The sequence below is a fragment of the Sediminibacillus halophilus genome (assembly GCF_900103695.1).
Classification (GTDB): Bacteria; Bacillota; Bacilli; order Bacillales; family Amphibacillaceae; genus Sediminibacillus; species Sediminibacillus halophilus.
On sequence record NZ_FNHF01000002.1, the window covers coordinates 672,603 to 698,715 of the forward strand.

Annotated in this window: 22 protein-coding genes; 2 read left to right on the plus strand and 20 right to left on the minus strand. The window is 43.8% G+C overall.

Annotated elements, in window-relative coordinates:
• Positions 1–15: 15 nt before the first annotated feature.
• The 6 genes from BLR82_RS10170 to BLR82_RS10195 form a co-directional block, all read right to left on the minus strand.
• Positions 16–1,008 (minus strand): phosphotriesterase family protein, encoded by a 993-nt coding sequence (locus tag BLR82_RS10170; protein ID WP_074598858.1) that lies wholly within the window; start codon positions 1,006–1,008, stop codon positions 16–18.
• 66 nt (positions 1,009–1,074) lie between these two features.
• On the minus strand, positions 1,075–2,370 hold the full coding sequence (locus BLR82_RS10175) for a PTS ascorbate transporter subunit IIC (protein WP_074598859.1): 1,296 nt from the start codon (positions 2,368–2,370) through the stop codon (positions 1,075–1,077).
• Positions 2,371–2,416: 46 nt separating this feature from the next.
• Positions 2,417–2,689, minus strand: coding sequence for a PTS sugar transporter subunit IIB (locus BLR82_RS10180; protein ID WP_074599133.1), 273 nt, complete (start codon positions 2,687–2,689; stop codon positions 2,417–2,419).
• Positions 2,689–3,135 carry a PTS sugar transporter subunit IIA gene (locus BLR82_RS10185; RefSeq protein WP_074598860.1) on the minus strand — a complete coding sequence of 149 codons (447 nt, stop codon included), beginning with the start codon at positions 3,133–3,135 and terminating at the stop codon, positions 2,689–2,691. Before BLR82_RS10185 ends, BLR82_RS10180 begins: the two co-directional genes overlap by 1 nt.
• A gap of 11 nt (positions 3,136–3,146) precedes the next feature.
• Positions 3,147–5,249 carry a BglG family transcription antiterminator gene (locus BLR82_RS10190; RefSeq protein WP_074598861.1) on the minus strand — a complete coding sequence of 701 codons (2,103 nt, stop codon included), beginning with the start codon at positions 5,247–5,249 and terminating at the stop codon, positions 3,147–3,149.
• Between the two features lie 421 nt (positions 5,250–5,670).
• Entirely contained in the window at positions 5,671–6,147 is a 477-nt protein-coding gene (locus BLR82_RS10195; RefSeq protein WP_074598862.1) for a CarD family transcriptional regulator, read from the minus strand.
• Positions 6,148–6,457: 310 nt separating this feature from the next.
• Between BLR82_RS10195 and BLR82_RS10200 the strand changes: the two genes are divergently transcribed.
• A complete protein-coding gene (locus BLR82_RS10200) occupies positions 6,458–6,724 on the plus strand; it encodes a DUF1292 domain-containing protein (RefSeq protein ID WP_074599135.1) in 267 nt (88 codons plus the stop codon).
• Between the two features lie 115 nt (positions 6,725–6,839).
• Here the strand turns inward: BLR82_RS10200 and BLR82_RS10205 are convergent, their stop codons facing one another.
• The 13 genes from BLR82_RS10205 to BLR82_RS10265 all read right to left on the minus strand — a co-directional run bounded on the left by BLR82_RS10205 (position 6,840) and on the right by BLR82_RS10265 (position 22,756).
• Positions 6,840–7,271, minus strand: a complete 432-nt coding sequence (locus BLR82_RS10205; RefSeq protein WP_074598863.1) for a GNAT family N-acetyltransferase — start codon at positions 7,269–7,271, stop codon at positions 6,840–6,842.
• Positions 7,272–7,429: 158 nt separating this feature from the next.
• Complete coding sequence (locus BLR82_RS10210) at positions 7,430–9,073, minus strand: hypothetical protein (protein ID WP_074598864.1); 1,644 nt, start codon at positions 9,071–9,073, stop codon at positions 7,430–7,432.
• A complete protein-coding gene (locus BLR82_RS10215; protein ID WP_074599137.1) occupies positions 9,073–9,822 on the minus strand; it encodes an ABC transporter ATP-binding protein in 750 nt (249 codons plus the stop codon). The genes BLR82_RS10210 and BLR82_RS10215 overlap by 1 nt, the downstream gene beginning before the upstream one ends.
• A gap of 390 nt (positions 9,823–10,212) precedes the next feature.
• The gene (locus tag BLR82_RS10220; protein ID WP_074598865.1) at positions 10,213–11,034 is read right to left on the minus strand and encodes a sugar phosphate isomerase/epimerase family protein; all 822 of its coding nucleotides are present in this window, start codon (positions 11,032–11,034) and stop codon (positions 10,213–10,215) included.
• The gene (locus tag BLR82_RS10225) at positions 11,031–12,212 is read right to left on the minus strand and encodes a dihydrodipicolinate synthase family protein (protein ID WP_074598866.1); all 1,182 of its coding nucleotides are present in this window, start codon (positions 12,210–12,212) and stop codon (positions 11,031–11,033) included. Before BLR82_RS10225 ends, BLR82_RS10220 begins: the two co-directional genes overlap by 4 nt.
• A 12-nt stretch (positions 12,213–12,224) precedes the next feature.
• Positions 12,225–13,373, minus strand: a complete 1,149-nt coding sequence (locus BLR82_RS10230) for a Gfo/Idh/MocA family protein (RefSeq protein WP_074598868.1) — start codon at positions 13,371–13,373, stop codon at positions 12,225–12,227.
• Positions 13,374–13,485: 112 nt separating this feature from the next.
• Positions 13,486–14,319 (minus strand): AraC family transcriptional regulator, encoded by an 834-nt coding sequence (locus tag BLR82_RS10235; protein ID WP_245693757.1) that lies wholly within the window; start codon positions 14,317–14,319, stop codon positions 13,486–13,488.
• Between the two features lie 75 nt (positions 14,320–14,394).
• Complete coding sequence (locus tag BLR82_RS10240; RefSeq protein ID WP_139186935.1) at positions 14,395–14,988, minus strand: hypothetical protein; 594 nt, start codon at positions 14,986–14,988, stop codon at positions 14,395–14,397.
• A 133-nt stretch (positions 14,989–15,121) separates the two neighbouring features.
• On the minus strand, positions 15,122–15,454 hold the full coding sequence (locus BLR82_RS10245) for a hypothetical protein (protein WP_074598874.1): 333 nt from the start codon (positions 15,452–15,454) through the stop codon (positions 15,122–15,124).
• Positions 15,455–15,551: 97 nt separating this feature from the next.
• Positions 15,552–15,830, minus strand: a complete 279-nt coding sequence (locus tag BLR82_RS10250) for a hypothetical protein (protein ID WP_074598876.1) — start codon at positions 15,828–15,830, stop codon at positions 15,552–15,554.
• Between the two features lie 70 nt (positions 15,831–15,900).
• The gene (locus BLR82_RS10255; protein WP_074598878.1) at positions 15,901–16,110 is read right to left on the minus strand and encodes a hypothetical protein; all 210 of its coding nucleotides are present in this window, start codon (positions 16,108–16,110) and stop codon (positions 15,901–15,903) included.
• A gap of 340 nt (positions 16,111–16,450) precedes the next feature.
• A complete protein-coding gene (locus tag BLR82_RS10260) occupies positions 16,451–21,574 on the minus strand; it encodes a GH92 family glycosyl hydrolase (protein ID WP_074598880.1) in 5,124 nt (1,707 codons plus the stop codon).
• A 282-nt stretch (positions 21,575–21,856) separates the two neighbouring features.
• Positions 21,857–22,756, minus strand: a complete 900-nt coding sequence (locus tag BLR82_RS10265) for a 3-hydroxyacyl-CoA dehydrogenase (protein WP_074598882.1) — start codon at positions 22,754–22,756, stop codon at positions 21,857–21,859.
• Between the two features lie 194 nt (positions 22,757–22,950).
• On the opposite strand from BLR82_RS10265, the gene BLR82_RS10270 reads away from it, so the two are divergent.
• Positions 22,951–23,550, plus strand: coding sequence for a short chain dehydrogenase (locus BLR82_RS10270; protein WP_074599139.1), 600 nt, complete (start codon positions 22,951–22,953; stop codon positions 23,548–23,550).
• A 60-nt stretch (positions 23,551–23,610) separates the two neighbouring features.
• Here BLR82_RS10270 and BLR82_RS10275 read toward each other — a convergent pair whose 3' ends face one another.
• Positions 23,611–25,926: a glycoside hydrolase family 65 protein gene (locus BLR82_RS10275; RefSeq protein WP_074598884.1), complete on the minus strand. Its 2,316-nt coding sequence runs from the start codon at positions 25,924–25,926 to the stop codon at positions 23,611–23,613.
• Between the last annotated feature and the right edge of the window lie 187 nt (positions 25,927–26,113).

Sequence of the window (26,113 nt, forward strand, 5' to 3'; positions counted from 1 at the left end):
AACAGCACCCCTTCTCTATTTTTTGAATGTGAAACACCGGGCGGGATTCTCCACGAAAAATTTGGTTATCAGTTTCTCTCCGTCAAATCCTAGACTGTCTGCTTCTGCTTTGAAGCGGGGAACCCACTTAGCAATAATATTTTCCAAACCAAGTCCGTAATCATAGTGCTTATAATAAGACTTTCTGGCAGTATCTCCGCTGACTAAAATTTGGTCTTCATAGCCTTTGCGGACCAATTCCAGTATACAATGGATCCGGGTGCTTTCTGGTGCGTATTTAATTTTCGAAATCCCATCAAACGAAAGAAACGCGCCAGTTTTCGCCACTTGTTCATGATAAAAAGGGTCAGGATTGCGGTCCATATGCCCAAAGCTGACATATTCCAGGTTAATTCCTTCTTCTTTAAGCAGTTCGATTTGTTCGAGTACCATGGTGCCTGCTTCCGTGTGCGTGTGAATCGGAGCCTTTGTTTCATGATGTGCCCTCGCAACCGCACGCAATGTCTTTTCCTCCAATGGAGTAATCCGGTTATAACCCGTTCCAAACTTCACCTGCCCGCCTCTCCATTTTGTGCCTTCCAATCCTTGTTCCACTTCCTGTATGACGAAATCTGCAAGCTGATTAACCGTTTTATCTTCAATCCAATGATGATAAGTTTCGTAATTACCGACAAGTTGTTTCAAGTTGTCCCGCATCGGTGCATCCCATAAAAAGCTTTTGTTAAAACCGGCTGTTCCGATGATAGTAATACCGGTCTCGTTGGATATTTGCTGGACGGCTGCTACATCCCTGCCATAATCCACTGCGGTGGCATCGACAATCGTTCGGCCGCCGTGCCTTTTAAAGTCCAACACATCTAATTGCGATTTTTCCTTGTCGTCCAACAAAAGATCATCCGCGCCCTTTTCCACCCAGTAAGGCGGACGGCAGACAATATGCTCATGTGAATAGGTAAAACCTAATTGATTAGGAGAAACATCCCCCGCAAAGGTACGTACAAAACTCATTTTATCCCCTCCAGATTGCATGGAAAAAGGGCAATACTGCTGCCCCTTCTCCCCTGTGTATTTTCATTAGAACAGTAATTGTGCAAGAAACCGGATGATCGGACCAAGGATGAACATATCAGAATCGGCTGCCCACATGGCTGTATCCGGTATTGTATCTGCCAAAAGCATTTTTACTGTGATATATTGTCCCCATGCTACGACAGTGGAGGTGATAAATCCGGCAATCAAAGCACCTCGGACACCACCAGTAACATTACCAAACACACCTGCAGTCGCTGAATGGAAGAACAAGACGATCATGGTCGGGACAAAAATGTATCCCACTGTGTTTCCAAGTACAAACAGCCAAAGCAAGGCTCCGACGAATGATCCTAAGAATCCGAGAATCACGGCGTTCGGTGCATAAGGGAAGACAACCGGGCTGTCCAGTGCTGGTTTTGCCCCCGGCACTATTTTTGTTGCGATTCCTTTAAAGGCTGGAACCATCTCGCCGATAAACATACGAACCCCCATTAAAACAACTGCGATACCGGCAGTAAACGTAAATGATTGTACAATGGCATAGATAACGAAGTTTTGACTGCCTGCGCTCGCCACAAGCTCTTCCGCGCCAGGTGTGTCCTTAAAGGAAATAATGACTGCACCGACGAGGAATAACAACCCCATGGTCAGAGCTGTGATAACGTTCGAATCCCGGAGAAATTCCAACCCTTTGGGAAGTTTTATTTTTTCCGAATCATTGTCTTTGTTACCGAGCACCTTACCTGCCAGTGCCCCAAGCAAAGCAACGGAGGCTGACGTATGACCCAAAGCGATATTGTCATTTCCCGTGATTTTTCTCATAAATGGCTGTGTCAAAGCTGGCTGTACTGTCCAATAAATCCCCATGATGACAGCAAGGAAAATAACCAGTTTACCAAAGGAAACATCTCCGACCGTATGCACGACAATCCCGGCAAAAATGGTCGTTGTCCAAAACATCATATGACCGGTTAAGTAAATGTATTTTAATTTTGTAAACCTTGCCAGCAAAACGTTAATCAGAAAACCAATCGTCATGGCCAGCGTGACTGCGCTTCCATATTCGGCATTAAAGGCATTCTGGCCCATAAATTCGCCAAGTGGCTGTTCCGATAAATTAAAAACCTCTTTCCATAGCGGTTCAAATACCGTCAGGGCGCTGACGATGATGTCGGAACCTGCACTGATGATCAAAAATCCAATAATTGCTTTGAACGTTCCGCTTACCCGTTGACTTGCTGTCTTATCCTGTAACAGTAAACCGACCAGCACGATAAACCCTAATAAAATGGCAGGTGTTCCAAAGACGTTGTCGGCTATCCAATAAATGACTTCCACCTTGTTTCCCCCTTCGTCTACTATCTATTTTGTTTTTTACAAGCTTTTATGCCTTGGCTATATGCTCATCAATCGCCTGGTTGATCTCCTCCATATCAAAATAATTATTAACGATGATCACCTTGGCGCTATGTCCTTCCAATCCTTCTGCAAGTTCATTGCTTGTAATAATATAATCGGCACTCATGCTTGATGCAGAAGATACATCCATATGTTCGACATCAGCCCGGATTCCTTTCTCACTTAGTGCCTGCTCCACATTCATCTTCAAAATCAAACTTGTTCCCTGTCCTAGTCCGCAAACCGATAGCACTTTAATCATTTGCTTACCCCCGTTTCAATGATTGTTTGTATATCCCGGTAAGTTGCTGCCGCTCTTAACTCGTTAACGTTTTCTTCCTTGTTGAGAAGCATCGTCAGTTTTTTTAATAAATCAACATGTTCTTCGCTTGACGAGGCCCCCAGGCCGAATATCAATTGGACAGGGTCATTGGATGAATGTCCAAATGTGATGGGATCCTTTAACTGTAACAGTGAGACAGATGCTTCCTTTACCCCGTCTTCCGGCCTGGCATGGGGGATGGCTATATGTGGCGCAAGGACGAAATAAGGTCCATTTTCTTGAAAAGACTGCACCATCGCATCGATATACACATCCTCCACTGTCTCAGCATCTGCCAGTAAAACGCCCGCCTGTTTAATGGCATCTTCAGCATCTACAGCTGTTGCCCCGACTTTGACTAAACCCTCTTCTAAAAATTTCATGATCAAACTCCTTATCTTGATGAATAGGTTGTAATGATTTTGCAGATTTGCTCCTTGTTTTTTGCATCCAGTACTGCACGTTTGTCATGGGAGAACATATTGGTTAGCTGAGCCAAAGCTTTAAGATGCTTTTCGTTGTTTTCCGGAGCCAAAACCATGAAGATTCTGACTTTTTTGCCCAGCATCTCTACTGGTTCCTGCAAATGCAATAAACTGATTCCCAACTGATTCACACCGTCTTCCGCACGACCATGCGGCATCGCGATCAAAGGAGAAATCACAACATACGGACCTTGCTTCTCAATATTGGCTACCATCGACTCAACATAACCTTCTGTGATGTACCCCTTTTCCAAAAGTGGGCTGGCTGCCAATTCAACTGCTTGTTGCCAGCTCTCCACGTTTGCTGCAAACAGTATATGGTCCCCGTTGACTAACTCCGTCAAAGCAGGTTTCAACTTGGCCTCGGATGTCACTGAGGGATGGTAAAGATACTTCCTCAATTCCTGCTGTAGCTGCCCTACTTCCCTTACTTCTGCATAACGTTTCACAATGTCCATAAGGGTATCTACCGAGTATGGCTGATAACCATTATTATCTGTGAACAACGCATTTACCTGTTTCAGAAGGTTTTCCTTATCATGGTTATCAAGTAGCGGATTGACTAGGCAGACAGGAACTCCTCGATCCGGCAAGGGTACCGTCGAGACGATAAAATCAACTGCTAATTCCATCTCTCGATATTCACGGAGCGAAGCAATACCGGTAATATCCACTTCAGAAAACAACCCTTCGAGCTGACTTTGCAGTAAACGAGAAGTACCGAGACCGTTGGTACAAACAATCAGCATTTTTCTGCGTGTCTGGATTGACAGACCTTCTTTATGCAGCCATCCGCTAAAATGGATTGCAATATAAGCAATTTCGCTTTGATTGATTTTTTTCCCGACAAAACGCTCGAAATGATGGATGACTTTTTTGGTTAATTGATAGATTTCCGGGAAGTTGTCTTCTACTGAGTCAAAAGCCAATTCTCCCATGTCTATACCATACTTGATTCGGTAATATGCAGGCTTTAAGTGTAAAAGTAAATTGGTCTCCATCCCTGCCCGGTCTGTAAAAGACACCACTGCAACCAGCTGAAAATCCTCGATCATCTCTTTGACTACTTCACGCAATCCGATAATTTCTTCATTTTCATCCTCAAGGCTTGGATTATAGTTTACTTTCGAACCCAATAGATGCTTGGCAAAGTAATATGCTTCTGTTGTGGGTATCTCTGCATCCCATTTGTTTTCCGCTTCAATGATAAAGTCTTTTGCCGCGTTAAATTCTCCAGTTTGTTCGATGACAGACTGTTCCACCGGATCGATATCCACGTACTGCTTTTGCTTGATCCGCTTTAGAAACAAGTAAAAACGAATGACAAGAATGTTGAGGACATCATCTGTGAACTGAATGCCCAAACGCTGTTCACACCGGCTCAATTCGCGATAAATTCGTTTTAACTCCGTCTGGTCAAAAATCATATAGTTGCTGTCTTTTTCTTTATCCGCTTCAAATGCCTGGTCATGAATCATAGAATACCAGCCGTGCTGCGGTTTGATCTTGGCAATATAGTTGATTAGCGCTCTTCTGATGTCGGTTTCCTTGCCGACAACCTGATACCCAAGCTTCTTCCTGGAAGTAAGCTCCAGGCGATAGCTGCCGAGTTCTTCCCGCAAACATTTCAAATCTTCCAAGACTGTGTTCCTGCTAACCCTGGTAATCGCAATCAAATCTTTTAAAAACAGAGCTTTGGCACTGGCCAGAAAGTAAGTGACCAACCACGCCTTTCTTTCTTCAGGCGACAGCTCATAATAATAAACCGGGAACACGAGCAGTTTGCTCATGATTTCCTGTTTCGCCCGCTTTTCCAAGTACAAACCAGCAGCTCTTATTTGCTGTATTTCACTTATTTTGTTTTCCTTCAACCAAAAATTGATCTTATCCAGGTCGTTATAGACCGTCCTTCTCGAAACATTGAATTGCTCGGCAAGTTTTTCGACAGGTATATATAGCTCACTATGAACAATATGAGTTAACATGGCAGTACTGCGCTTATCCAAACTCATTGTTTTCCCCCCTTGGGCAAAACTTTATTTATCGGCCTTAGTTTAACTATATGCCAAGCTTCCTATAATCAAAAGACCAAATCATTCACAGACTTTTGTGCAAAAACAAATGGTTGGAATTACCAGCACAAAAAAACTCACCGAATGGTGAGCCAGAGGTAGTTACACTATTGTCTTAGCGGTCTTCTTTTTTACCAAAAACAAAAATGCGTGACTTTGTTATCGGGTGGTAATTTGAACAAACATCAAACATTCTAAAAAGAAAATGAAGTAATAAAAGAGGAAATACCAAAAGAGGTCAACACTCTAAAAGTGAGTTGAAGAAGTTGAATGTCTTTGAAAGGATTGATTTAATCATAATCCTGCTCCCAAAAAATTCAGGATGTTTTCGGAAGTAGCAACAGATTACGTATCATCACTCTTAACAAAAACTCTTTATTTGGTTTTCCGTGATCCCTTTAATTAATCTCAGTTCACTAATTAAAAATTCATGTGCGTTATCCAACATTTTTTTCTCGCTTGTATTAAGTTCCTTCTCTTTCTTCATACGCATTAAATCACGTACAACCTCTGCACCTTCTTGTATTTTACCCGTTTTTATTTTGTCCGTATTCACTTTAAACCTCTGTTTCCACGGTAGCAACCCATCTGATTCTCCATGCTGAAAAATGTATAGGAGATGTTTTAATGCAATTATGTCCGTAACCGGCCGGATATTTGAGCTCACTATTTTACCCGTAGGAATCATGACCTGCATATTACTGGTTAACATTTTTATGACGTAATACTGTTGTTTTTTCCCTGCGATTTCCCTTTCTTCTATGGCCTTAATTGTACCTGCTCCATGCATTGGATAAACAATGCTATCGCCAACTTGAAACAAATCATCCACCTCCATATTTGGTAACCCTCTTTAGTTTAACATATATATAAATTTAATCAAATTTTCTATAATATCATAATTCAATTTTCATAGTCAACTACTTTTTTCGCTCACATTGATCAAACTATTGCCTTAAAATAAATTATCTAAAAAATATCTAAAAAAACTGGACTTCCGCATAGAAATACATCATAGAAAATTGCTACTTGAACGTTCAAGAACATATGCAAACCCGCTTACTTTTTCAGCAAATCACACATAGAACGAGACCTTTTAGGAAGGATAATACAGAAACTAAACATACAAGAAAGGGAGCGTGATAATGATGGAAGAAATCAAAGTGGGGGAAACATTCACCATAAGTGATGAAGCAAATAAGGATCAAACCGTTGAAGTTCTGGCAAAAGTCACCTTAGAAAACACGGACTATGTAGCCGTCGGCTTTGCAGAAGATCTACAGGATGAAAGCGAAGACGATATAGATATCTTTTTCTTAAAGATAGACGATGAGGGTGATTTATCAGCTATTGAGTCTGATGAAGAATTTGACAACGTATCTGAAGCATTCGATGCAATTATAGAAGAAGACTAAAGCAGGGACCGCTGTACAGGAGTGACAATAGGGGGGGCGCTATCTTAAAGGATAGCGCCCTATTGATGGAGGACGTTTTGTATTTTCAAGTAATAACTCCAACTTTCACCTACGCTTAACTCTTTTCCCATTCCATTAAAAATTCTTCCTCAGAAGTCTGTTCATCTAATGTTTCTTCCTTTATTACAAAGCCATTCTTCAAATAGAAATCCACGGCTTTTTTATTTTTCTTGTACACCTTCAATTGTATACTTTCTCTTTGTCTTTTGATAAAATTCAACAATCCCTTCCCATACCCCCCACCTTGATGCCTGACATCAATAAATAATGCAGCCATATAATTATCCATCATCGATAGGAAGCCGACAATGCCTTTCTCGTTACTTACAACATAGGTTTCAGACATTGGGATATACTTTTCTGCCATCGCCGTTTGTTGTGATTTCCAATAATTTTTATCAATAAAGTCGTGTGCTATTAAAGAAACTTCATACCATATTTCTACTAATTTATCGACTTCTGTCTTCTTGTTTGATCTAATATTCACCTTATCACTCCTATTAATATCTTAATGCTTATGGTTAAATGGCCCAATTGCTGATGTTTTCTTACTATAAGTTACAATTGAGTAATCACCATTTAATTGTTTTAATACCGATGTATCCAGGATACACAACCCAGTTTTCAAGGCTTATCTAATGTTCTTCAAGTCTGGCCAGCCGGTGACCTTTTTTCTTTTGCAGAGAACACAAGTTTCCAGCTGATCAAAGCGGCAATAAGCACTAACACCAGATAACCAAGCACTCCGTATGGCAAAAGGGTTGCCAGGTAATGCACCCCGCCAAATAGACCGACGATGATCATCAAAATGATATTTTTGGCGGTGTCCATGTCAGACGCAAATTCGAAGGAACGGGAAAAAGGATAGGTCTGATTGGTTAATAGTTTAAAAGATAACAGAGCGTGCAGTACTCCGGTCATTAATATCACGAGCAGATCCGGTACAATACGGAACGTAAACATAGACAAAAAGAAAATACTTAGTACAATCATGAGCGGTAAATAAAGCTTGGTCAAAAAAGCTTTTAAAGCTGCCCGGTAAAAAATCGATTCGTCATGAATCGGAGTTGCCCGAAAAATCCATGCACCCTTATAATTGCTGGAAAACTTGAGCATATGAACGACAGCAGGAATCATGATATTTCCTAAATAAATGGTAAGGAAATACTTGCTTCCAGGCAATCCGCCGAATCCATTCATGCTTATTTCATTGAACAGGAAAATAAACGGAAACACAAAAGCAAATCCAAGCGAAGGATAAACTTTTAACTTAAACTCTCGCTCCTGTTTCATCATAAGCGTTGAAAAGCGAAAGAATGTGCGTTCTTCCTTGCTCTTACAAACGATCTTAGCAAACAAGTTATCTAGACGATGTGCCTTTCGCTTATTGTCTCCGCTATATTGCAGTAACTTTTGCAAATTTTGTTCAAATGACGGGACGAGTTTGCTGTATATAATAATGGCCACAATCGGTACCACAACCGACAGGATGGAATAGCCAATAATATAGCCCGCCGAATTGCCATTCAATATCCACTCAAATGGGGCGCTATACCAAATTGGCGGAAGCAGTAAATGCCACCATTGAAAGGTAAAATCGATGTTTAAGTCGGAAAAATCGAATATTCGCACCAACACCTGATAACCCGCTACGATTCCGACAGAAAGCAGAATCTGCACATAATTGATGACATCTTTTAAACGTTCCCCATCAAAAAACTGCAAAATAAATATGTAAATAAGTGCTGTCAACACAACAATCAGCATGCCGATCAACAAAATCTCTATAAGAAATATAACGGTAAACAGAGCTCCGTTGACAAACAAACCGACAAGGAGCGGAACCACTGCAAAGGCACCAGTCACCTGTGTCATATAGATACAGACGTGTACAACCTTTGCCATACTGACTGTCCGCTGGTCGACAGGTTTTGTGTTGAGGATGTTCTTATCTCTCACATCCAGCAGGACAGCAGAGAAGTCGGCAATCATCGTCGTCATGAGAATAAACATCATCATGGCGAAGACGAGACTCATCTGAAACAGATAGTAATCGCCAAACATTATGAACGGAATGAGAATCAATCCATAGAATGCGTAAAGGCCGAGCGATTTGATAAATTGATTGCCTTCTTTGGATTTCGACTGTTCAAAAATGGTCGGGACCCGCCGCTGATCCATCGTCAGTTTCACCTGCAAAATTCGCCGCATTACCGGATAATCAATCCCCAGCATGATAAACAAGCGGCTGCAAAGGTCCAGCATTCGCAAGGATAAGAAATTCTTCATCAGCTTCCACCTTCCCGGACGATCGACACAAATGATTTGGCGATCTCGCGGTGTTCATTGAAACCGGTCAGTTGATTAAAGATTTCTTCCAATGTCCCTTCCTCATTTTTGGCCTGCAGTTCAGCAAATGTCCCATCGGCAACGATTTTTCCGTCTGCCAGCAAGACAATCCTGCTGCTGATTTTTTCGACCACTTCCATGATATGAGAGGAATAAAAAATCGTTTTTCCTTCAGCAGCAAGCTGTGCAAGTATTTCTTTAATAATCATCACGCTGTTTGCATCCAGCCCGCTTAGCGGTTCATCGAGGAATAGCAAATCAGGATCATGCAGTAAACTGGAGATGATCAGTACTTTTTGTTTCATTCCTTTAGAAAAGGAGGAAATTTTCGTATGGAATACACCACGCATTTCAAACTTGTCTAATAGAAGCAGGGCCTTCCTCTCGGCTGTCTCGGGATCCATCCCGTACATTTCGCCAGTGAACGTCAAGTATTCGCATGCAGTCAAGTTATCATAAATCTCGGCATTTTCCGGAACATAGCCGATTTTCTGCTTATACGAGGGATCTCCATCGGCTATGTCCTGGCCAAAAATCTCCACCTTGCCGTTATACCCTCCTACCAACCCGAGCATAATTTTTACGGTTGTACTTTTTCCGGCCCCGTTAGGTCCTATGTATCCGATGATTTGGCCTGGGTACACATCCAAATCAATCCACTTAAGTACCGGATCCCCGCCATAACTCATTGATAAGTTGCTCAGGGAGAGGATTTTTTCGTCCTGATTTACCACCTTTTCATCACCTTCTTATCTAATATGTACTTTTACCTTAACATAATTTTCCTTTCTATGAGAAAGCGATTTTAAAAAGAAAAAGCGGCTGGATATAACGACAGTTATTAAAGGCCAAACGATAGAGTGTGGAAGTATGTAAGGAGCATCTCAATGTGCATGAAGTTGATTACGCATGAAAGAACTAACACACTTCCTTACACTTTGTTGTGTGATGAGTGCTTCTCATCGCTCCGGCAAGATACTCCGCCTTCCACTTGAAAGCAAAGCACCTTGCGGGAGTGTATGCCACCTCTTTCTAACGAGGGATCACTTCCGTTATCTCCCTAATTAAAGTCCTCCTAATCAAACATGCTTCACAAAGCTCGCTTTTATTTCTTCGAGCACCTCTTCACCTGGGCGATCCCAAATAGCCTGGTTGATGATTTCGACTTCAATCGGACCATGGTAGCCGGCCGCTTCCACTGCATTGCGGATTCGATTAATTTCAATTACCCCATCTCCCATCATCCCTCTGCCTTTAAACATATCAGGCACGGGGACGACCCAGTCAGAAACGTGAAAACCGAGAACACGACCAGACGCGCGGGCAATCTGTTGATAAAGTTCGGGATCCCACCAGACATGAAAGACATCGACAATCACGCCTACCTCTTCAGGTAAGAACTGTTCGGCAATTGTATTGGCCTGATTTAACGTTGAAATGACTGATCGATCTGCCGCATACATTGGGTGCAATGGTTCAATACCAAGCTTGATCCCATAGGAGCGGGCAAACGGAACCAGCTTGGCGATCCCTTCCTCCACATGTTTTCTGGCCATATCTATATCACGGTCTGGTCCCGGTCCACAGACAAGCACAAGGGTATCTGTGCCGAGCTCGGCGGCTTCCTCTACTGCCCGTCGGTTATCATCGAGACGCCGCTCTCTTTCCGCTGCGGTCGGTGCCGGAAACATCCCGCCACGGCAGAGACTCGACACATGCAAACCAGAATCACGAATTATGTTCCTACTCACCTGTAAGCCTGTTTTTTCCACTTTGTGCCGCCACAAAGCAATCCGCCCGACTTCTGCCTCTTCACAGCCACGGACTGCCTCTTCCAGACTCCATTGTTCTATTGTAATTTGATTCAAACTTAATCTGTTTACCAGTGCAGTTTTTGTCATCCTCTTCCCCCTTGGTCGACTCCTGCCTGTTCCAGCAAAAGTTTCATCCTGATTGCGGCAAGCTCCGGTTTTTCCAATAAACCCGCCTGGTCTGCAAGGACAAATAAATCGGCCAGATGCGTTATCGAGCGCGCGCTTTCCTTACCGCCGAGCATACGGAAATGCGTCTGATGCCCATTCAAATAAGCCATGAATACCACACCGGTTTTATAGGAAAACGTCGGCTTTTGAAAGATATGCCGGGCAAGCGGCACCGTTTTTTCGAAAATCCCATCATAGGCAGCCTCGTTTCCTTCGTCCAGTGCATGAAAGGCTGCCGCCGCAGCAGGGGCGATGGCATCAAAGATGCCGAGCAGCGCATGGCTGTAACCGTGCTTGTCCCCTTTGATCAATGCCGGATAGTGAAAGTCATCACCGGTGTACATCTTCACGCTTTCTGGAAGGTGCCGGCGCATTTTGATCTCCTGCCCAGCATCCAACAAGGACACTTTTATGCCCTCAACTTTGCTTTCATTACCCCGGATGATCGCCAGACAGACATCCATCGCTTTACTAATTGATACGTGTCCCCAATATCCTTGCAAGGCAGGATCGAACATATCACCAAGCCAGTGTAAAATCACCGATCCAGAGACATTTTCCAAGACTCTGTTGTAAACATGCACATAATCATCGGGTCCTTTGGCACAAGCAGCTAAAGCCCTGCTGGCCATTAGGATGATCTGGCTTCCTTCCCCTTCGATAAATGCACACTGTTCCAGATAGGCATTTTTCACATCCTCCAAGGTAACATCCGGCGATGGCGCGAGTTGATCGGTTCCTGCCCCACTGGCGATTCTGCCGCCGACCGCTTTCGCTTCTTTCGCTGAACGGCGAATCAATTGTTTAGCATTTTCCCAATTCAACCCCATTCCCCGTTGTGCCGTGTCCATTGCCTCTGCTACCGACAATCCAAGTGACCATAAGTGATGTCGGTATGCCAGAGTCGCATTCCAATCGACACTAGGATCGAAAATTGGATCCCCCGCTGCCAATGGGTCGGCAACCACATGGGCGGCGGAAAAGGCCGTCCGGCTGGAAAACTTTTTTTTCGACGGTGTGGAAAATGGGGAAGAGTCTTTCATTTGATAAGTCTGGAGCGTTCGATCCTTTGCAGGTAAAATCAGTTCGATGCTCATTCTCTTCCCCTCCTATACAGTCAGTTCCGGGACTTCCACCCAGCATCTTTCTTTCCAGGACTTCAATGCTAAATCCGATAACTGGGTCCCTTTTGCTCCTTCAAGTAAATCCCAAGGAAACGGTTCGTCAGCAACGACGTGTTTCAGGAACAATTCCCATTGTACTTTGAAGGCATTGTCGAACGTTTGATTATCAGGCACCTCTTCCCATTGGGAGAGAAAATCATGCGGGTTTGGTATATCCGGATTCCAAACCGGCTTTGGAGTATTGACGCGATGCTGTGTTTTACAATCCCTAAGTCCTGCTACGGCACTGCCTTCCGTCCCGTCAACCTGGATAGTCAACAAGTCGTCCCGAATCACTCGGACTGCCCAGGATGAGTTAGCTTGAACAACGACGCCATTTTCCAATTCAAATGTGCCATAGGCCGCATCGTCTGCCGTACATGTGTACTTGTTCCCTTGTTCGTCCAATCGTTGTGGGATATGGATTGCACCTATACATGAAACCGAACGGATATTGCCAAACAAATTATCAATTACATAACGCCAGTGCGCAAACATATCGACAATGATTCCGCCGCCGTCTTCCTCCCGGTAATTCCAGGATGGACGTTGCCCCTCCTGCCAATCTCCTTCAAACACCCAATAACCAAATTCGATACGGACAGACAGCATCTTTCCGAAAAACCCTGCATCAATCAATCGTCGGAGCTTTAACAAGCCCGGCAGAAATAATTTGTCCTGTACGACACCGTTTTTCACCCCCGTCCGCTTGGCAAGCCTTGCCAATTCGAGCGATTCCTCCAGACTGGTGGCAGTCGGTTTCTCACAATAAATATGTTTGCCCGCTTTTATTGCCTTGCGGATACTATCAGCTCTTCTTACCGTTGTCTGGGAATCAAAGTAAATGTCATTCTGTTTATCAGCCAGCGTCTCTTCAAGATTTGTGCTCCAACGCTTGATGCTGTGCTGTTCAGCCAACTTTTCCAGCTTTTCCTGGTTTCTTCCTACTAAAACGGGGTCAGGCATCAAGGTGTCGCCATTGCTTAAAGCGACACCGCCCTGATTCCTGATAGCGGCAATAGAACGAATCAAATGCTGATTTGTGCCCATCCGACCCGTTACCCCGTTCATAATGATCCCGATTTTTTGCTGCATAAATGTAACCCCTTTCATCGTTATGTCTCTATCATAAGGGCATGAAAAAAATCCGTCTTACTAATCTAAGAACGGATTTCTAAGAATCGGAAACAGGTTAGGAATGGCTGCTTTATTTTTGAATTAATTCCTGATTGTAGGCGGTACGATATTTCTTCGGAGAAATTTCCACAATATTTTTAAAAGCCCGATAGAAGGTTGATAATGATTCGAAACCTACTTCAAAGCAAATCGAGACGATATCTTTGTGTGTACTTGCCAACAGTTTTTTGGCCAGATCTATACGTACCTCGGTCAAATACTGCATTGGGGTGACCTGGTAGCGTTCTTTGAAAATATTGTTCAGGTGACGGGTACTGATTCCCAATTTGTTCGCCAGGTCCGTCGAACTGAGAATTTCGAAGTAATGGGTATCAATATATTGTTGCAATCGCTCTGCGCGTAACACGTTGGCATCAAATACATCCGTGTCATTCTGCGACCTGGCAAACCTCAACAGCAGTTCAGAGAGAAAAATCCGCATTGCCACGTAATTAAGCTTTTCACCCTGGGACTGCTCATAAAGCATATTCCGAAGCAGCTGCCGGACGTTGCTTCCATCAAAGGGATTCAGTTCGACAAACTGTGTTTCAGCAAAACACTGCTCAAGCAGTTCATTTTTTACGGAGTTCTCCAATATCGATTGCTCAAACGCAAGAACAAGTACCGTCAATTTGGAGTCGGAAATGATGGAATGAGCTGAATAAGGGGAAATAACAGCCACATTGTCCTGTTTAAAGGCATAACTCTTTCCGTTCAGCACAATTCGCCCGTCTCCTTCCAGAGCATATAAAATTTCATATACCAGATGATGATGCTCGCTGACTAAATCTCCTGCCAAATGTTTGCTTTCATAAAGCCGAATCCCTTCCTCAGATAAGTGCAAATCCACACGGTTGATTTTCACCAGCTCCCCCATTCTATTAATTCGTTTCTATTAGTTATATATTAGCATAGGAACGGTTTCATGACTCCAAGCTGGTCATGTTTTACGCGTGAAGTTACCACTATCTTTAATAAATGCATTCCCATTGTCATTGTTGATTTTATAGCCTGCAGGTCCCTCAACAGAGGTTTGGATTCTGTCGTATTGGAGACGCTTTTCCAGGCTATTCCCCCTGCTAATCTCCTTATTTTCGGCCTTATCTATGGCACTCTCTTTTCCTGAGAGATTGCTTAGTAATATTGATTTTCCGACAGGGTTGCCGACTATGTCGGCTGTTTGTACAAGCTTACCTTGGACATCCTTTCTGCTAGTATATTGGCAGGTCTTCTCACCTTTCTCAATTGCCTGATAAGACACTGATTGTCTTTTCTCCTCCTCGGATATTTCAAAAGTATCCTTTTGATTTTCGGAGAGAAGTATGCGATTTGGCTGTCTCCTAACATTTTTTTGTGCCAAGAGGGGTTTATTGATTGTTATTTCTTCAGAGTCACTCTTCAAACAAGTATGCCCGTTCTGATCAGCGGAATTGCACCTCTCCTTTTCTTCAGGAAAGTCAGGAAACAGAGAGTAGCCCATGATTTGTTGGATGTTTACATAGGTCCTGCATTTAAACCTATCCTCTCCGAACAAAAAATGGGCGGAACACTGTTTTAAATTTCTCAAAAAAACGGAATTTCCTTGAGTGAAAATAAGCTGATACACCTGGGAAGGATGGCCTCTATGCAAAAGGGAGAGCAGTCTTCTCATTCTCCGTCCCTCCTTATCACCCTTCATTATCAGAAATGGACTGAATCACTTCTTCAAACATCTTACGATTTTCGCTAGTATGCTCATTCAGTTTACTTAAAATATCCTCCAAGTTAATATCGGTTTTATACTGATCTGCCATAAAATGATAGAAAAACAGAGCCAGTGCATATGCTATGCCTGTATTGTCTACATACACGATTCCATTACCACTTTGTTTCACACTGGAATTCCCATTTTCATTGCTCAATTCCGTCGAATAATTTTTCGCAATATCGGCCAAATGATTTTTCATGTATGATTCTACTTCTTCTTGAATGATAGAACGCAGTTTTGCATCGTTCCCCATTTTCCTTCCTCCAATCCATGATAGACATAACGGGGAGGAGAGTCCCCGCTAAGGAGCCTCCAATCCCCATTTCTTTCGCCTTCCGCCCGATTAATTTCTAGGCAAAACCTCCGAACAGAAGTAAGAAAATCAAAACAAACAATTCGGCTTCAGATTCGCTCTTACTATTTCCGCTATTTTTGATAAATGAGTTGCCATTATAAACCTTGAATTTTGCTTCCTGTTCCTGATCCGTTTCTTGTTCGAAGTCCTGCTCGTTTTCGTTTTCATTTTCCAAATGTTGGTCTTGCAATACTGCTGCCAGAGCCCTGGCTTTTGCCACGGCATCCGGGCTAAGAATATCCAGCAATGCATCGGTATTGTTTCCATTGCTCATTTTCATTCCTCCTTTCTTTGCGAATGCTAATAAGATATTAAAATAGTTTTTTCTTGTATGTACTCTTTCATTAATAGATGAAAGATTGTGCTGAAAAACTACAAAACAAGCCAAAAGTAGAATTCCAGGCTCCCCCTTTCTCCAGTCGCTCTAGGGGGAGAAACTTTGCTACTAAAGGAAGTTGTAAAGAGTAACCGAAAAGGACAGCACAAAAAAAGCCTGGATTAAACCAAGCCTTTTCATTTCTATTTAAACCATAATATTTTCCGTTCAATACCAACGGCTTCCCCCTTCCAGAGCATTCTTAATTACGTGCTTCGTGATAGGGTTCACTAACTAGCCCTGTTAGATGGTTGCTATGTATAAAGTTGTATCTCTTACACACTGATTTTCGAAGGTCTATTAATTAGAACAGGTTAATAGAGATTTTTTTCAGGAATTTGATAGAGAAGTATATAAGGAGTTTAAGTCAATTAATTCTGGGAGCGAAAATTCAGCATTCATTTACCTTTCTATCCTCCAGTATTGAAATGTACCAATCTATTGATTCCTTGTCCCTAAAAATAGACGAAACAAGGCTGCTCCATAAGTTTTATTAACTTATGGGGCAGCCCTTTTGATTAATTCACTGTATTGTTCTGGTACAGTTGTTTTACTTCCTCCTCGCTCAATACCTCCTTGAACATTTTCACCTCATCGATGCTGCCTTTCATTTGTAAAGAGCTAGGATTCCATGGTGCACCGCCGATAATCAGTTCCTTTTCATTATCAGTGATGGGACTGGAGCCTGCTGTCGATTCTGCCACTTTCTCTCCGTTCATATAGGCGGCCAATTCCTCGTCTTGTTCCCAAGTTAAGACAACATGGGTCCATTCCTGCGATGGAACTGAGCCTTCCTTCAGAGACAGTCTTCCTGTCTCCGTCCACAATTCCGGATAAATTCCTTCCTCGACGCCGACCACAAAACCATCGCCGATCGAAGTTTTCCCAATAATTTTCTGGTCGGTGCCAGCATCATCAAGCTTTACCCAGAAACTGATCGACAACCTGCCACCTCCATTCAGCAATGCAGAATGCGGGATTTCAGCCCTACCGCCATCCAGACGCAAGGCTTGGCCGAATTTCCCATCTGTAACAGTGGCATTTCCACTGACAGATACGTCATGGCCATAGGGAGATCCATCGGTAATGCTGTCTATATTGTCCTCATCGAATCCTAAATCCAGTACAGGCTGGCCAGTATAAAGGGCATGGAGATCAGCAGACAAGCCATTGACCTCAACTTTGTGGATACCTGCAGGCACACTAGGAATCGTAAAGGTAACCGTTTCGGTTTCATCTGGATCCAGATCCACCGTTTTGGATTCCAACAGTTCGCCATCAAAGGAAAGGTCGATTTGTTTTTCTCCTTCCATCAATCCAATATTTTTCACTTCGACGGAGACCTCTGCATCTTCTTCCGGTTCGACGGAATTCGTCTCAAGGTTGTCAAACTCGAAAATAGGCGTTTGTTCAACTTCCCCGCGATATTTCCATTTCCCCTTTCCAGAGGCGGGTTCATGGCCTACAAAGTTTGAGACCGTTTCTTTCAGTACATTAGCGTCCGCTTTTAGCTGCTGCCTTGCTTCCTTAGAAATATCGGAGGATTTTTTGTCCAACTTATCAATAAAATCATCCAGCTTCTTGAGGGATTGCTTCATGTGATATTTGTCAAACTGAATCAGTGATTGGTTTAGTTTCTTTTGCAGTTGTTTTTCCAGCGATTTAGCAATATCCCCCGCAGCGGCAAAGTCGCTTACTTCCTTGCCAGCATCAGTGAATTTGGCTCCTGTATCCCTGTAACCAAGCAGCTCAAGCTCACCAATCGCCGTTTCATCCCCTCCTGCATTATCTTCTATGATAAGGCGGTAGAATTGGTATTTCCCAGGGTTTTCAATTAAGAATGGTCGAGTAAAGTTGCGCCATTGAAAGCGCTCGTCTTCCCTACGGTCCAGCACGGTCCAATCTTCACCATCATTCGAACCGATCAGTGTCCACTTCTCTGGATCCTGCTGCTGCTCAGAACCGGAGGTAACCGTGTACATCAGCGCATGTTTGGTTTCGCCGGCAAAGTTGTATTGTACCCATGGTTCTCCGCTCTCAAGTTTCAGGGTCGTATTAGAAGTATTGTCGAACAACTTATCAGCCGTTCCCTGGTCCGAATGGTACGTGGTTCCTTCGTTGTCATCCGTTAAATCGTGAAGTGGATCAACAGATAATGCGGATCCATCGGTTTTCGTATCAGTGATCGAGTCAGGGAGAGCTTCCTCACCTGTACCCCAATCCGATGGAGAATCTCCCATCTCAAAATCGAGAACCGCCCCATCAGCTATTGTCTTATGGTCGATAGTGAGCTGTTCATACGATTTCCCGTTTATTTTCAAGCTTTGCACGTATTTGTTTTTGTCACTTACATCTGGAGCGTTGATGACAATATCCTTGCCGTTCTCTAAATGGATGGTCATCTTTTCAAAGTATGGTGCACCAATGGCATATTCTGGTGAGCCCATTTGCAATGGATAGAAACCGGCAGCACTGAATAAGTACCACGCAGACATTTCCCCATTATCCTCATCGCCTGGATAGCCCTGTCCGATTTCACTGCCTAAATACAAACGCGATAATACTTCACGGACTTTTTCCTGTGTTTTATCCGGCTGGCCGGCATAGTTGTACATATATGGAATGTGATGTGCCGGTTGATTGCTGTGACCGTACATTCCCATACGTACATCTCTGGCCTCCCGCATTTCATGAATCAGTCCGCCGTAGTGTCCCGGATGCCCGGCTGTTTCTGGCGTGGTGAAAAATTCGTCCAGTTTCTCGGCAAGTCCTTCTCTTCCTCCATAAAGGTTTGCCAATCCCTGTCCGTCCTGAGGCACATGGAAAGCCATATTCCAGGCATTCGTTTCTGTGTAGTCTCCACCCCAATCAGCCGGATTGAATGCTTCCGCATCCGTCCGCCATTCTCCTGATGGATTGCGGCCCATGAAGAAGCCTGCCTCTTGATTGAACATTTCTTCATAGTTGCCCGCTCTCTCTTTATAATAGGCGGCATCCGTTTCATATTTTTTCTCGCCAGTTTCTTCTGCAAGTTTATTTGCAATATTTGCAATGGCATAGTCATTGATATAACCGTCCATCGCCCACGACATGCCCTCGCCGGTAGCCGTATTGGTATAACGATCAAAAATCGACGAAGCGAGCCCTTTACGGCCCACACTGTCGTCATCGCTGCGGACGGCAGCATTTTTGATTGCCGATTCGTAAAAGGCATCGACATCGAAATTGGTTACCCCTTTAAGATAGGCATCAGCAAAGGCAACGTCCGAGCTGGTTCCGACCATCAAGTTCGCATAGCCTGGAGACGACCATCTGGAAATCCAGCCGCCATCTTTATACTGCTGGACGAAGCCGTCGATCATTTCCCCAGCTTCCGTCGGCCTCAACAAGGAGTACGCCGGCCAAGAAGTCCGGTACGTGTCCCAAAACCCATTGTTGACATATACCCTGCCATTGACGATCTTCGCCCCTGTTTCCGTTGCCGTATTGTCCCCTGCCGGGTCGGAAAAAGAACTGGCATATTGGTATTTCGGTTCTTCTATCGTTCCAGTATTTTCATAGCCGACATTGGGATAGAGGAACAGACGGTACATGTTGGAGTACAACGTGGTCAACTCATCTTTGCTGGCTCCCTCAACTTCGATGATATCCAGCTTGTCTTCCCATGCCTGCTTGGCAGCCTGTTGCAAGCTCTCAAAAGTTTCATCCGGTTGAATGTCCTGTTCCAGATTCTTTTTCGCCTGGTCTACGCTAAGTAAGGATGTCGCGACTTTCATGGTGACAATTTTGCCAGCAGACGTATCAAACGCATAATACCCCGCTACATTGTCTCGTCCTTCGCCAGTCAATTTTCCGCTGTCGATGATATCCTGGTCAAACTCAGCATATACGAACATACGGGTCGCACCTGTGGAAAGACCACTCTTCACATCGGTATAACCGCTGAGTGTTTGTTCATCCGGATTCAGTATCAGCCCCCCATTATTATTGACGTTGTCAAAAATCAGCTTGCTGCTGTCTCCGGTAAAGGTAAAACGCAGCATGGCTGCTCGGTTTGTCGGCGTCATTTCGGTTTGAATACCATTTTCAAAGCTGACGCTGTAATAATGTGGCTTGGCAATCTCATTCGCATGCTTGAAAGCAAGCGCTCGCTTTTCACGGTCCGCACTTGGCTCCTCGGCAGCAGATGGCATTACCTGAAACGTCTGGCGGTCACCCATCCATGGACTTGTCTCATGACTGAGTGAAAAAGCCTCCAATTCCGGCAGATTATCTTCGTTGTTTGCCTGCTGATACGTGTACAGCCAACTGGTCGAGCCAGCATCCGTTACAGGGGCCCAAAAGTTAAAACCGTGCGGTACAGCGACTGCAGGGAAATTGTTGCCTCGTGAAAAGGTAGAATTGGAATTCGTTCCTCGCAAGATATTTACGTAATCAACCGGGCTGTCGTAAACAGGTTCCTCCGGGTTACCCTCAATATGGATATCATCGATACTTCCTTTAAACACGCCAGGGCCCTCCGGATTGTCGTAAGCTATAAGGATACGGTCGATCGTTTTTCCTTCCGCTACTTCACCGATATCAGATGATTTGAAGTTCCACTGATTGGCGTAAAGTGCTTTGGATTCTCCCTGGGCCTGGGGAGTCAACTCCACACCGTGCTGGTCTTTCGCACCGAGCTCGCTTAAATACGTACCATCAGTAAAAGCGAGATCCACTGAAACATACGTACTGGAGTAATCCAGGTGGTCCTCGTCAGCAAACTGTGGATGCACATAATAGGAGAGCTTGGTTTCATCTGTTACCGCTATGTCTACATCAAACACTTTGTTATAAGAATATCCCCTGTCTTCTGCTGTGTGGGTGCCTTGATAAGTCAATGCGTTTTGCCCCGACCATCCGACATTTGTTTTTCCAGTGTAACTGCTATTCGGTCCATCCCCTACCATGGTCTTCATGCCGCCTGTAGTTTCTACAGGTGGGGCATCTTCACCGTTTGAAAGGGCGATCTCCGCTAGTTGCGTCAAGTCTTCACCGGCATTTGCGGTGATTTCAAACCGATAATACTGATAAGCTTGATTATTGCTGAACTCATAAATTTTTCGCTGATAACGCTCGTCGAATTCCTGATCGGACTGTTGGTCGAGCTCTGTCCAATCCTGTTTATCATTGGAACCATAAAGCGTCCAATTTCTCGGATCTCTTCCAGGTACATCATTGGCCGATGTGAACGCATACTTGATCACTTGCTCTGGTTCGGAAAAATCAAGCTCTATCCAAGCGGTCGGCTCAAATGCCAGCCACTTCGACTGACTTGTCTGATCTATGAGCTTATCCGCGACTTCGTTAGGTGGATTCTCAGCGCTGGCTGTTACGTTTTCTACACGCTGGGTGATGTCTCCCTGAATCCCTTCATAGAGAATTTCTCCTTGGACGCCTGATGTCTTTTCATTCCCTTCCACGATTTCCACCGTATCCTCCCAGTCCGGCAAGCGATCTTCCGCTTCAAAAGATGTTGAAAAATCCACTTCTTCCCCTTCTTCTGCATAAGTCCGGTTAATTCCCAAAACAGACAATGTTTGCATAATCAAAAACAAGATAAGAAAAACAGAAATATTTCTCAAAATAAATCTTTTTTTCACAAACTTCCCTCCCCTTAGTTAGATTTTCCGACTTGCATGGATTGTCATTCTTTCCTTTTCACCCCCTATCTGGTGAAGCGCTTACATATATCGAGTTCATTATAAAAGACACGACAAAAATTCCTCAACTTTTATTATATGAATTTTCAGAAAACAGTTAAAAGGTATTACGTTAAGGGGATAAATGTATGGAGTGCAGGACTTATCTCCTACCGTTTAGAGGAATTTAAATGGAAGAAAAATAACCAGAAGCGGATGTTGACACCCACTTCTGGCTATAAATCAATTGTCTAAAAATCCTGGTTGCTCATAGCTCGGATTAGGATAGGTATAGAACCCTTCTCCGGTTGCCGCTCCCAATTTTCCTTTATCGATATACTCCGTTTTCAACAGCTCCGCCAGTTTTTTGAACTGCGGATCGCCTGTTTTGTCTGCTTTCGCTTTGACAATGTTATAGGAAGTCGTAATTCCGACAACATCTAAAATGGCAAACGGTCCTTTAGGAGCTCCGGTTGCAATCATCCATGTTTTGTCGATGGTTTCAACGTCGGCCACTTCATTGGACAATAGCAATTCTGCAGCATCCAGCAACGGAACCAGAAGCGAATTCAGGATATATCCTGGCTGCTCCTTATGTAATGGCAAAGCAACCATTCCGATGGCTTTCGCAAAGTCAATTACTTCTTCAAAATACCGGTTATTTGTTCCAGGGTGCTTCATGATCTCTGCCGTATTGTTCTTCCAGATTTCATTGGCAAAGTGCAGGGCAAGAAATTTCTCCGGACGGCCTGTTGCTTCTGCAAACTGGCTTGGCAGCAAGGTAGAAGAGTTGGTCGCAAAAACCGTTTTTTCCGGTGCCGCTTCTCCCAACTGATTATAAAATTTCGTTTTAATATCGACCACTTCCGGAATCGCTTCAATGACAAGATCTGCATTTTCTGCTGCTTCTGCTAAATCCGAACTAAATGAAATGCGATTGTAAGCAGCATCCAACTCTGCCTCTGCTGCTCCCAAATCTTCCTGATAACTGCCCTTTAGGTTGCGAATTCTCTCTTTCGCTTTCTCAAGTGCTTCCTCATTGATGTCATATACAAATACATTAAATCCTTTGTAAGCAGTCTGGTAGGCTATTTGGCTTCCCAATACGCCGCTTCCGGCTACGGTTATGTTTTGGTAATTCATGAGTATTCCTTCTTTCTGTGTCATTAGGCCTAGATGCCTGTCCTTTTATTATAAACCTTTACAGAAAAAGGATGAATGGAATTGCTTATTACCAAACTGCTGACAACAAAAATAGCGCTGCTGCGACGTTAGAAAAATCAATTTTTCTCCTGTGTTATAATGCAAGGGAAATAATCCAGAAAGAAGTGATAAAAGTGAAAATACTTATTGTCGGGGCAAGCGGGACGATTGGAACGGCAGTCGCCAAAGAATTGGAAAAAAAGCATGAAATAATCCGCGCTGGTCGAAATGGCGCTGATGTTCAGGTGGATCTTCAATCCACAGATAGTATAAAGGATATGTATGAAAAAATTGGAAAAGTCGATGCAGTCATCAACGCTTCAGGAGGGGCAAGCTTTGCTCCCGTTACGGAACTGACTCCAGAGTTAAATGAGGTGGCAATCAGCAGTAAACTGAAAGGCCAAGTGAATTTGGTGCTTTTGGGGATCGACCATGTAAACGACGGCGGCAGCTTTACTCTGACAACAGGCGTGATGATGGATGACCCGATTCCAAAGGGAGTGTCCGCAGCCATGGCAAACGGCGGTGTTAAGGCATTTGTAAAAGCTTCAGCAATTGAAATGCCAAGGGGGATTCGTATTAATAACGTAAGTCCAAATGTTTTGCAAGAATCTCTAGAAAAGTATGGCGACTTTTTCCCGGGATTCGAAGCGGTTCCTTCCTCACGTGTGAGCCTTGCCTATAAAAAAAGCGTGGAAGGAAAACAAACTGGACAAACTTATGAAGTATATTGAATGCATTTAAAAAGCAGGAATACGAAATATCGCATTCCTGCTTATCCTCAACTTATAAGATTACACAACTGCCAAACTTCTGTCCGGTTCTCCGCTGTCTGTACTGATTTTGACCGACTGGCCGCTTTGCAATGACACGTCCTGGTTAAAGTGGCGGAAGGTCAGTGCTTCCCCGGATTTCAACCAATAGGAAACCCCGTCTTTCTCCATGGTGACCGACAACAGTCTGTTTTGGAATTGCAAATTGAAGGAAGCCGTTTCCCAATTTTTCGGAATAACCGGTGAAAAGGATAACCCGGTCTCTTTCAATCGCAGTCCAGCAAAACCATAGACGATCGCCATCCAGGTTCCGCCCATGTTGGCCATATGCAATCCATCCTTCGTATTGCCATGCATATTATCCAAATCAAGGCGCGCCGTTTTCATGAAATAGTCATACGCCTTCTGCTGATATCCAAGCTTTGATGCCATGATGCTGAATATACAGTATGACAAGGATGAGTCATGGGTAGTCACTTGTTCATAATAATCGTACGACTTTTGGATGGTCTCCAGATCCTGCTCATCCTCCAGCAGAAAATGACCGAGAACCGTGTCGGCCTGCTTGCATACTTGATAACGATAAAGCGTCAAAGGATGATAGTTCAACAGTAAAGGGAATTTCTCCTTTGGCGTGCCCGGTAAATCCCAGCGCCGCTTTTGCAAAAAGGTATCGTCCTGGGCATTGATGCCCAACTTTTCATCATAAGGCAAATACATGTTTTCGCCAGCCAATGCCCACTCGCTTACCTCTTGTTCATTGAGGGACAAAGCGGCCTTCAGCTCGCCGAGCAGGACATCGTCTATTTCTTCCATCAGTTTATACGCCTTTACAGCCCAGGTTAAATTGTGTTTAGCCATGACATTGGTATAGTAATTGTTGTTGACGATACACGTATATTCATCCGGACCAGTAACATTGTCAATACGGAACTGTCCTTCATACATATGGCCGGTCTCCATCCACAGCCGCGCTGTTTCGAAAAGGACCTCCGCCATATATTCCTTCAGAAAGTCGACATCTGTCGTTGCCAGGAAATATTGAATGTAACTATAAGCAATATCAGCACTAATATGATACTGCGCTGTACCGGCCGGGAAAAACGCGGAAGATTCGGTACCGGTGATCGTCCGCCACGGGAATAAAGCACCCTTATTGTGCCCCATTTCCAGGGCACGCTGTCTGGCACTGTCCAATGTGGAATAGCGCTGGATAAGCAGATTTTTAGCCAAATCGGGATTGGTCATCAAAAAGACCGGAAACATATAGATTTCCGTATCCCAGAAGTAGTGCCCTTCATATCCCTCTCCGGAGAGTCCTTTCGCTGAAATGTTGCTGACCGGATCCTTCCCGACCGACTGCAGCAGCTGAAATAGATTAAAACGAATGCCTTCCTGCAGTTCTTCATCCCCTGAAATCGTTACGTCGGAATTGCGCCAAAAGTTATCCAGGTATGCCGTTTGTTCAATAAGGAAATCTTCAAAAACGGCACCTTTTATTTTCTTAAGCAAGCCGATTCCTGTCTCCACCAGTTTTTCCTTATGCCGCAACGTGTCAGTGTAAATGTTGAACTTCGTGAATCGGATTGAACCGCTTCCGTTACAACTATACGTTTCTTCCACAGCATTTTCGCCTATTTTTTTTTCATACTGGTATCCTGCCGCTGCATCGACAACGGTCTCCGTTACACAGGAAACCTCCAGCTTCGTCACCATGGTTTCACTGCGGACAATACTGTATGTGTCTTGCTGGCCAGCTTCTTTGACAAAAGTGCGTTTTGCATGGCCTGAAGCAATCCGTGGGTCCTTTTCATCTGTATAATTGGAGACATCGCCATTAAGCGAAGAAACAATCTTAATCTCTTTGATTTCGCTGATTGGTTCTACTTTTATGTCCATCAAGAATAATTCTTTCAGGGCAAAAGAAATCAATCGCCGGAAATGGAGTTTCACTTCTTTTCCCGCTGGAGAAACCCAGTCAATAATCCGCTCGGAAAAACCTTCATCAAAATGGAGATGCTGCTCATAACCGAGTATATTCCCGGCAAACAAAGAAAACCGCTCGCCATCTATTTCGATTCTAACGCTCTGCGCATCGATGATATTGACCAGCTTTTGTTGAGAATCCGGAAAAGCATGCAATTTCTCTCCATAGCTGATTTCCGTTTGATCATGAAATGCATTTATATAAGTGCCGCGAATGGAACGAATGTCTTCCCGATAGCCTTCCTCGAAGTTTCCTCTTACTCCCAGATAACCATTTCCAAGGGCAAACAGACTCTCATTCAACAACAAATTGTTTTCATCTAATGAAGTTCTCGAAATTTTCCAAGTCATCGTATCAAACTCCCCTGCTTACAGATTGCCATAGCCGTAACAACAATGATGTTCATGCAGTAATGCTTTCTACTTATAATTTATGGGGCTTTTACAAGATTGTCCCCTCGTATATAACAATTATCAAGGTTTTTCACAAAATGATTGGGAACTTAAGACCATCCAGTTACCACGATTTTAGAAGCGT

What these genes read in the sequence shown, in the direction of transcription:
- BLR82_RS10225 (WP_074598866.1), bottom strand. Translation starts at nt 12,212, where the DNA reads ATGAGCATCGAACTGATTTTACCTGCAAAGGATCGAACGCTCCAGACT.
- BLR82_RS10190 (WP_074598861.1), bottom strand. Translation starts at nt 5,249, where the DNA reads ATGAGTTTGGATAAGCGCAGTACTGCCATGTTAACTCATATTGTTCAT.
- BLR82_RS10250 (WP_074598876.1), bottom strand. Translation starts at nt 15,830, where the DNA reads ATGAGCAATGGAAACAATACCGATGCATTGCTGGATATTCTTAGCCCG.
- BLR82_RS10215 (WP_074599137.1), bottom strand. Translation starts at nt 9,822, where the DNA reads ATGAGTTATGGCGGGGATCCGGTACTTAAGTGGATTGATTTGGATGTG.
- BLR82_RS10275 (WP_074598884.1), bottom strand. Translation starts at nt 25,926, where the DNA reads ATGACTTGGAAAATTTCGAGAACTTCATTAGATGAAAACAATTTGTTG.
- BLR82_RS10195 (WP_074598862.1), bottom strand. Translation starts at nt 6,147, where the DNA reads ATGGAGGTGGATGATTTGTTTCAAGTTGGCGATAGCATTGTTTATCCA.
- BLR82_RS10170 (WP_074598858.1), bottom strand. Translation starts at nt 1,008, where the DNA reads ATGAGTTTTGTACGTACCTTTGCGGGGGATGTTTCTCCTAATCAATTA.
- BLR82_RS10185 (WP_074598860.1), bottom strand. Translation starts at nt 3,135, where the DNA reads ATGAAATTTTTAGAAGAGGGTTTAGTCAAAGTCGGGGCAACAGCTGTA.
- BLR82_RS10220 (WP_074598865.1), bottom strand. Translation starts at nt 11,034, where the DNA reads ATGACAAAAACTGCACTGGTAAACAGATTAAGTTTGAATCAAATTACA.
- BLR82_RS10210 (WP_074598864.1), bottom strand. Translation starts at nt 9,073, where the DNA reads ATGAAGAATTTCTTATCCTTGCGAATGCTGGACCTTTGCAGCCGCTTG.
- BLR82_RS10230 (WP_074598868.1), bottom strand. Translation starts at nt 13,373, where the DNA reads ATGCAGCAAAAAATCGGGATCATTATGAACGGGGTAACGGGTCGGATG.
- BLR82_RS10245 (WP_074598874.1), bottom strand. Translation starts at nt 15,454, where the DNA reads ATGGGGAACGATGCAAAACTGCGTTCTATCATTCAAGAAGAAGTAGAA.
- BLR82_RS10200 (WP_074599135.1), top strand. Translation starts at nt 6,458, where the DNA reads ATGGAAGAAATCAAAGTGGGGGAAACATTCACCATAAGTGATGAAGCA.
- BLR82_RS10265 (WP_074598882.1), bottom strand. Translation starts at nt 22,756, where the DNA reads ATGAATTACCAAAACATAACCGTAGCCGGAAGCGGCGTATTGGGAAGC.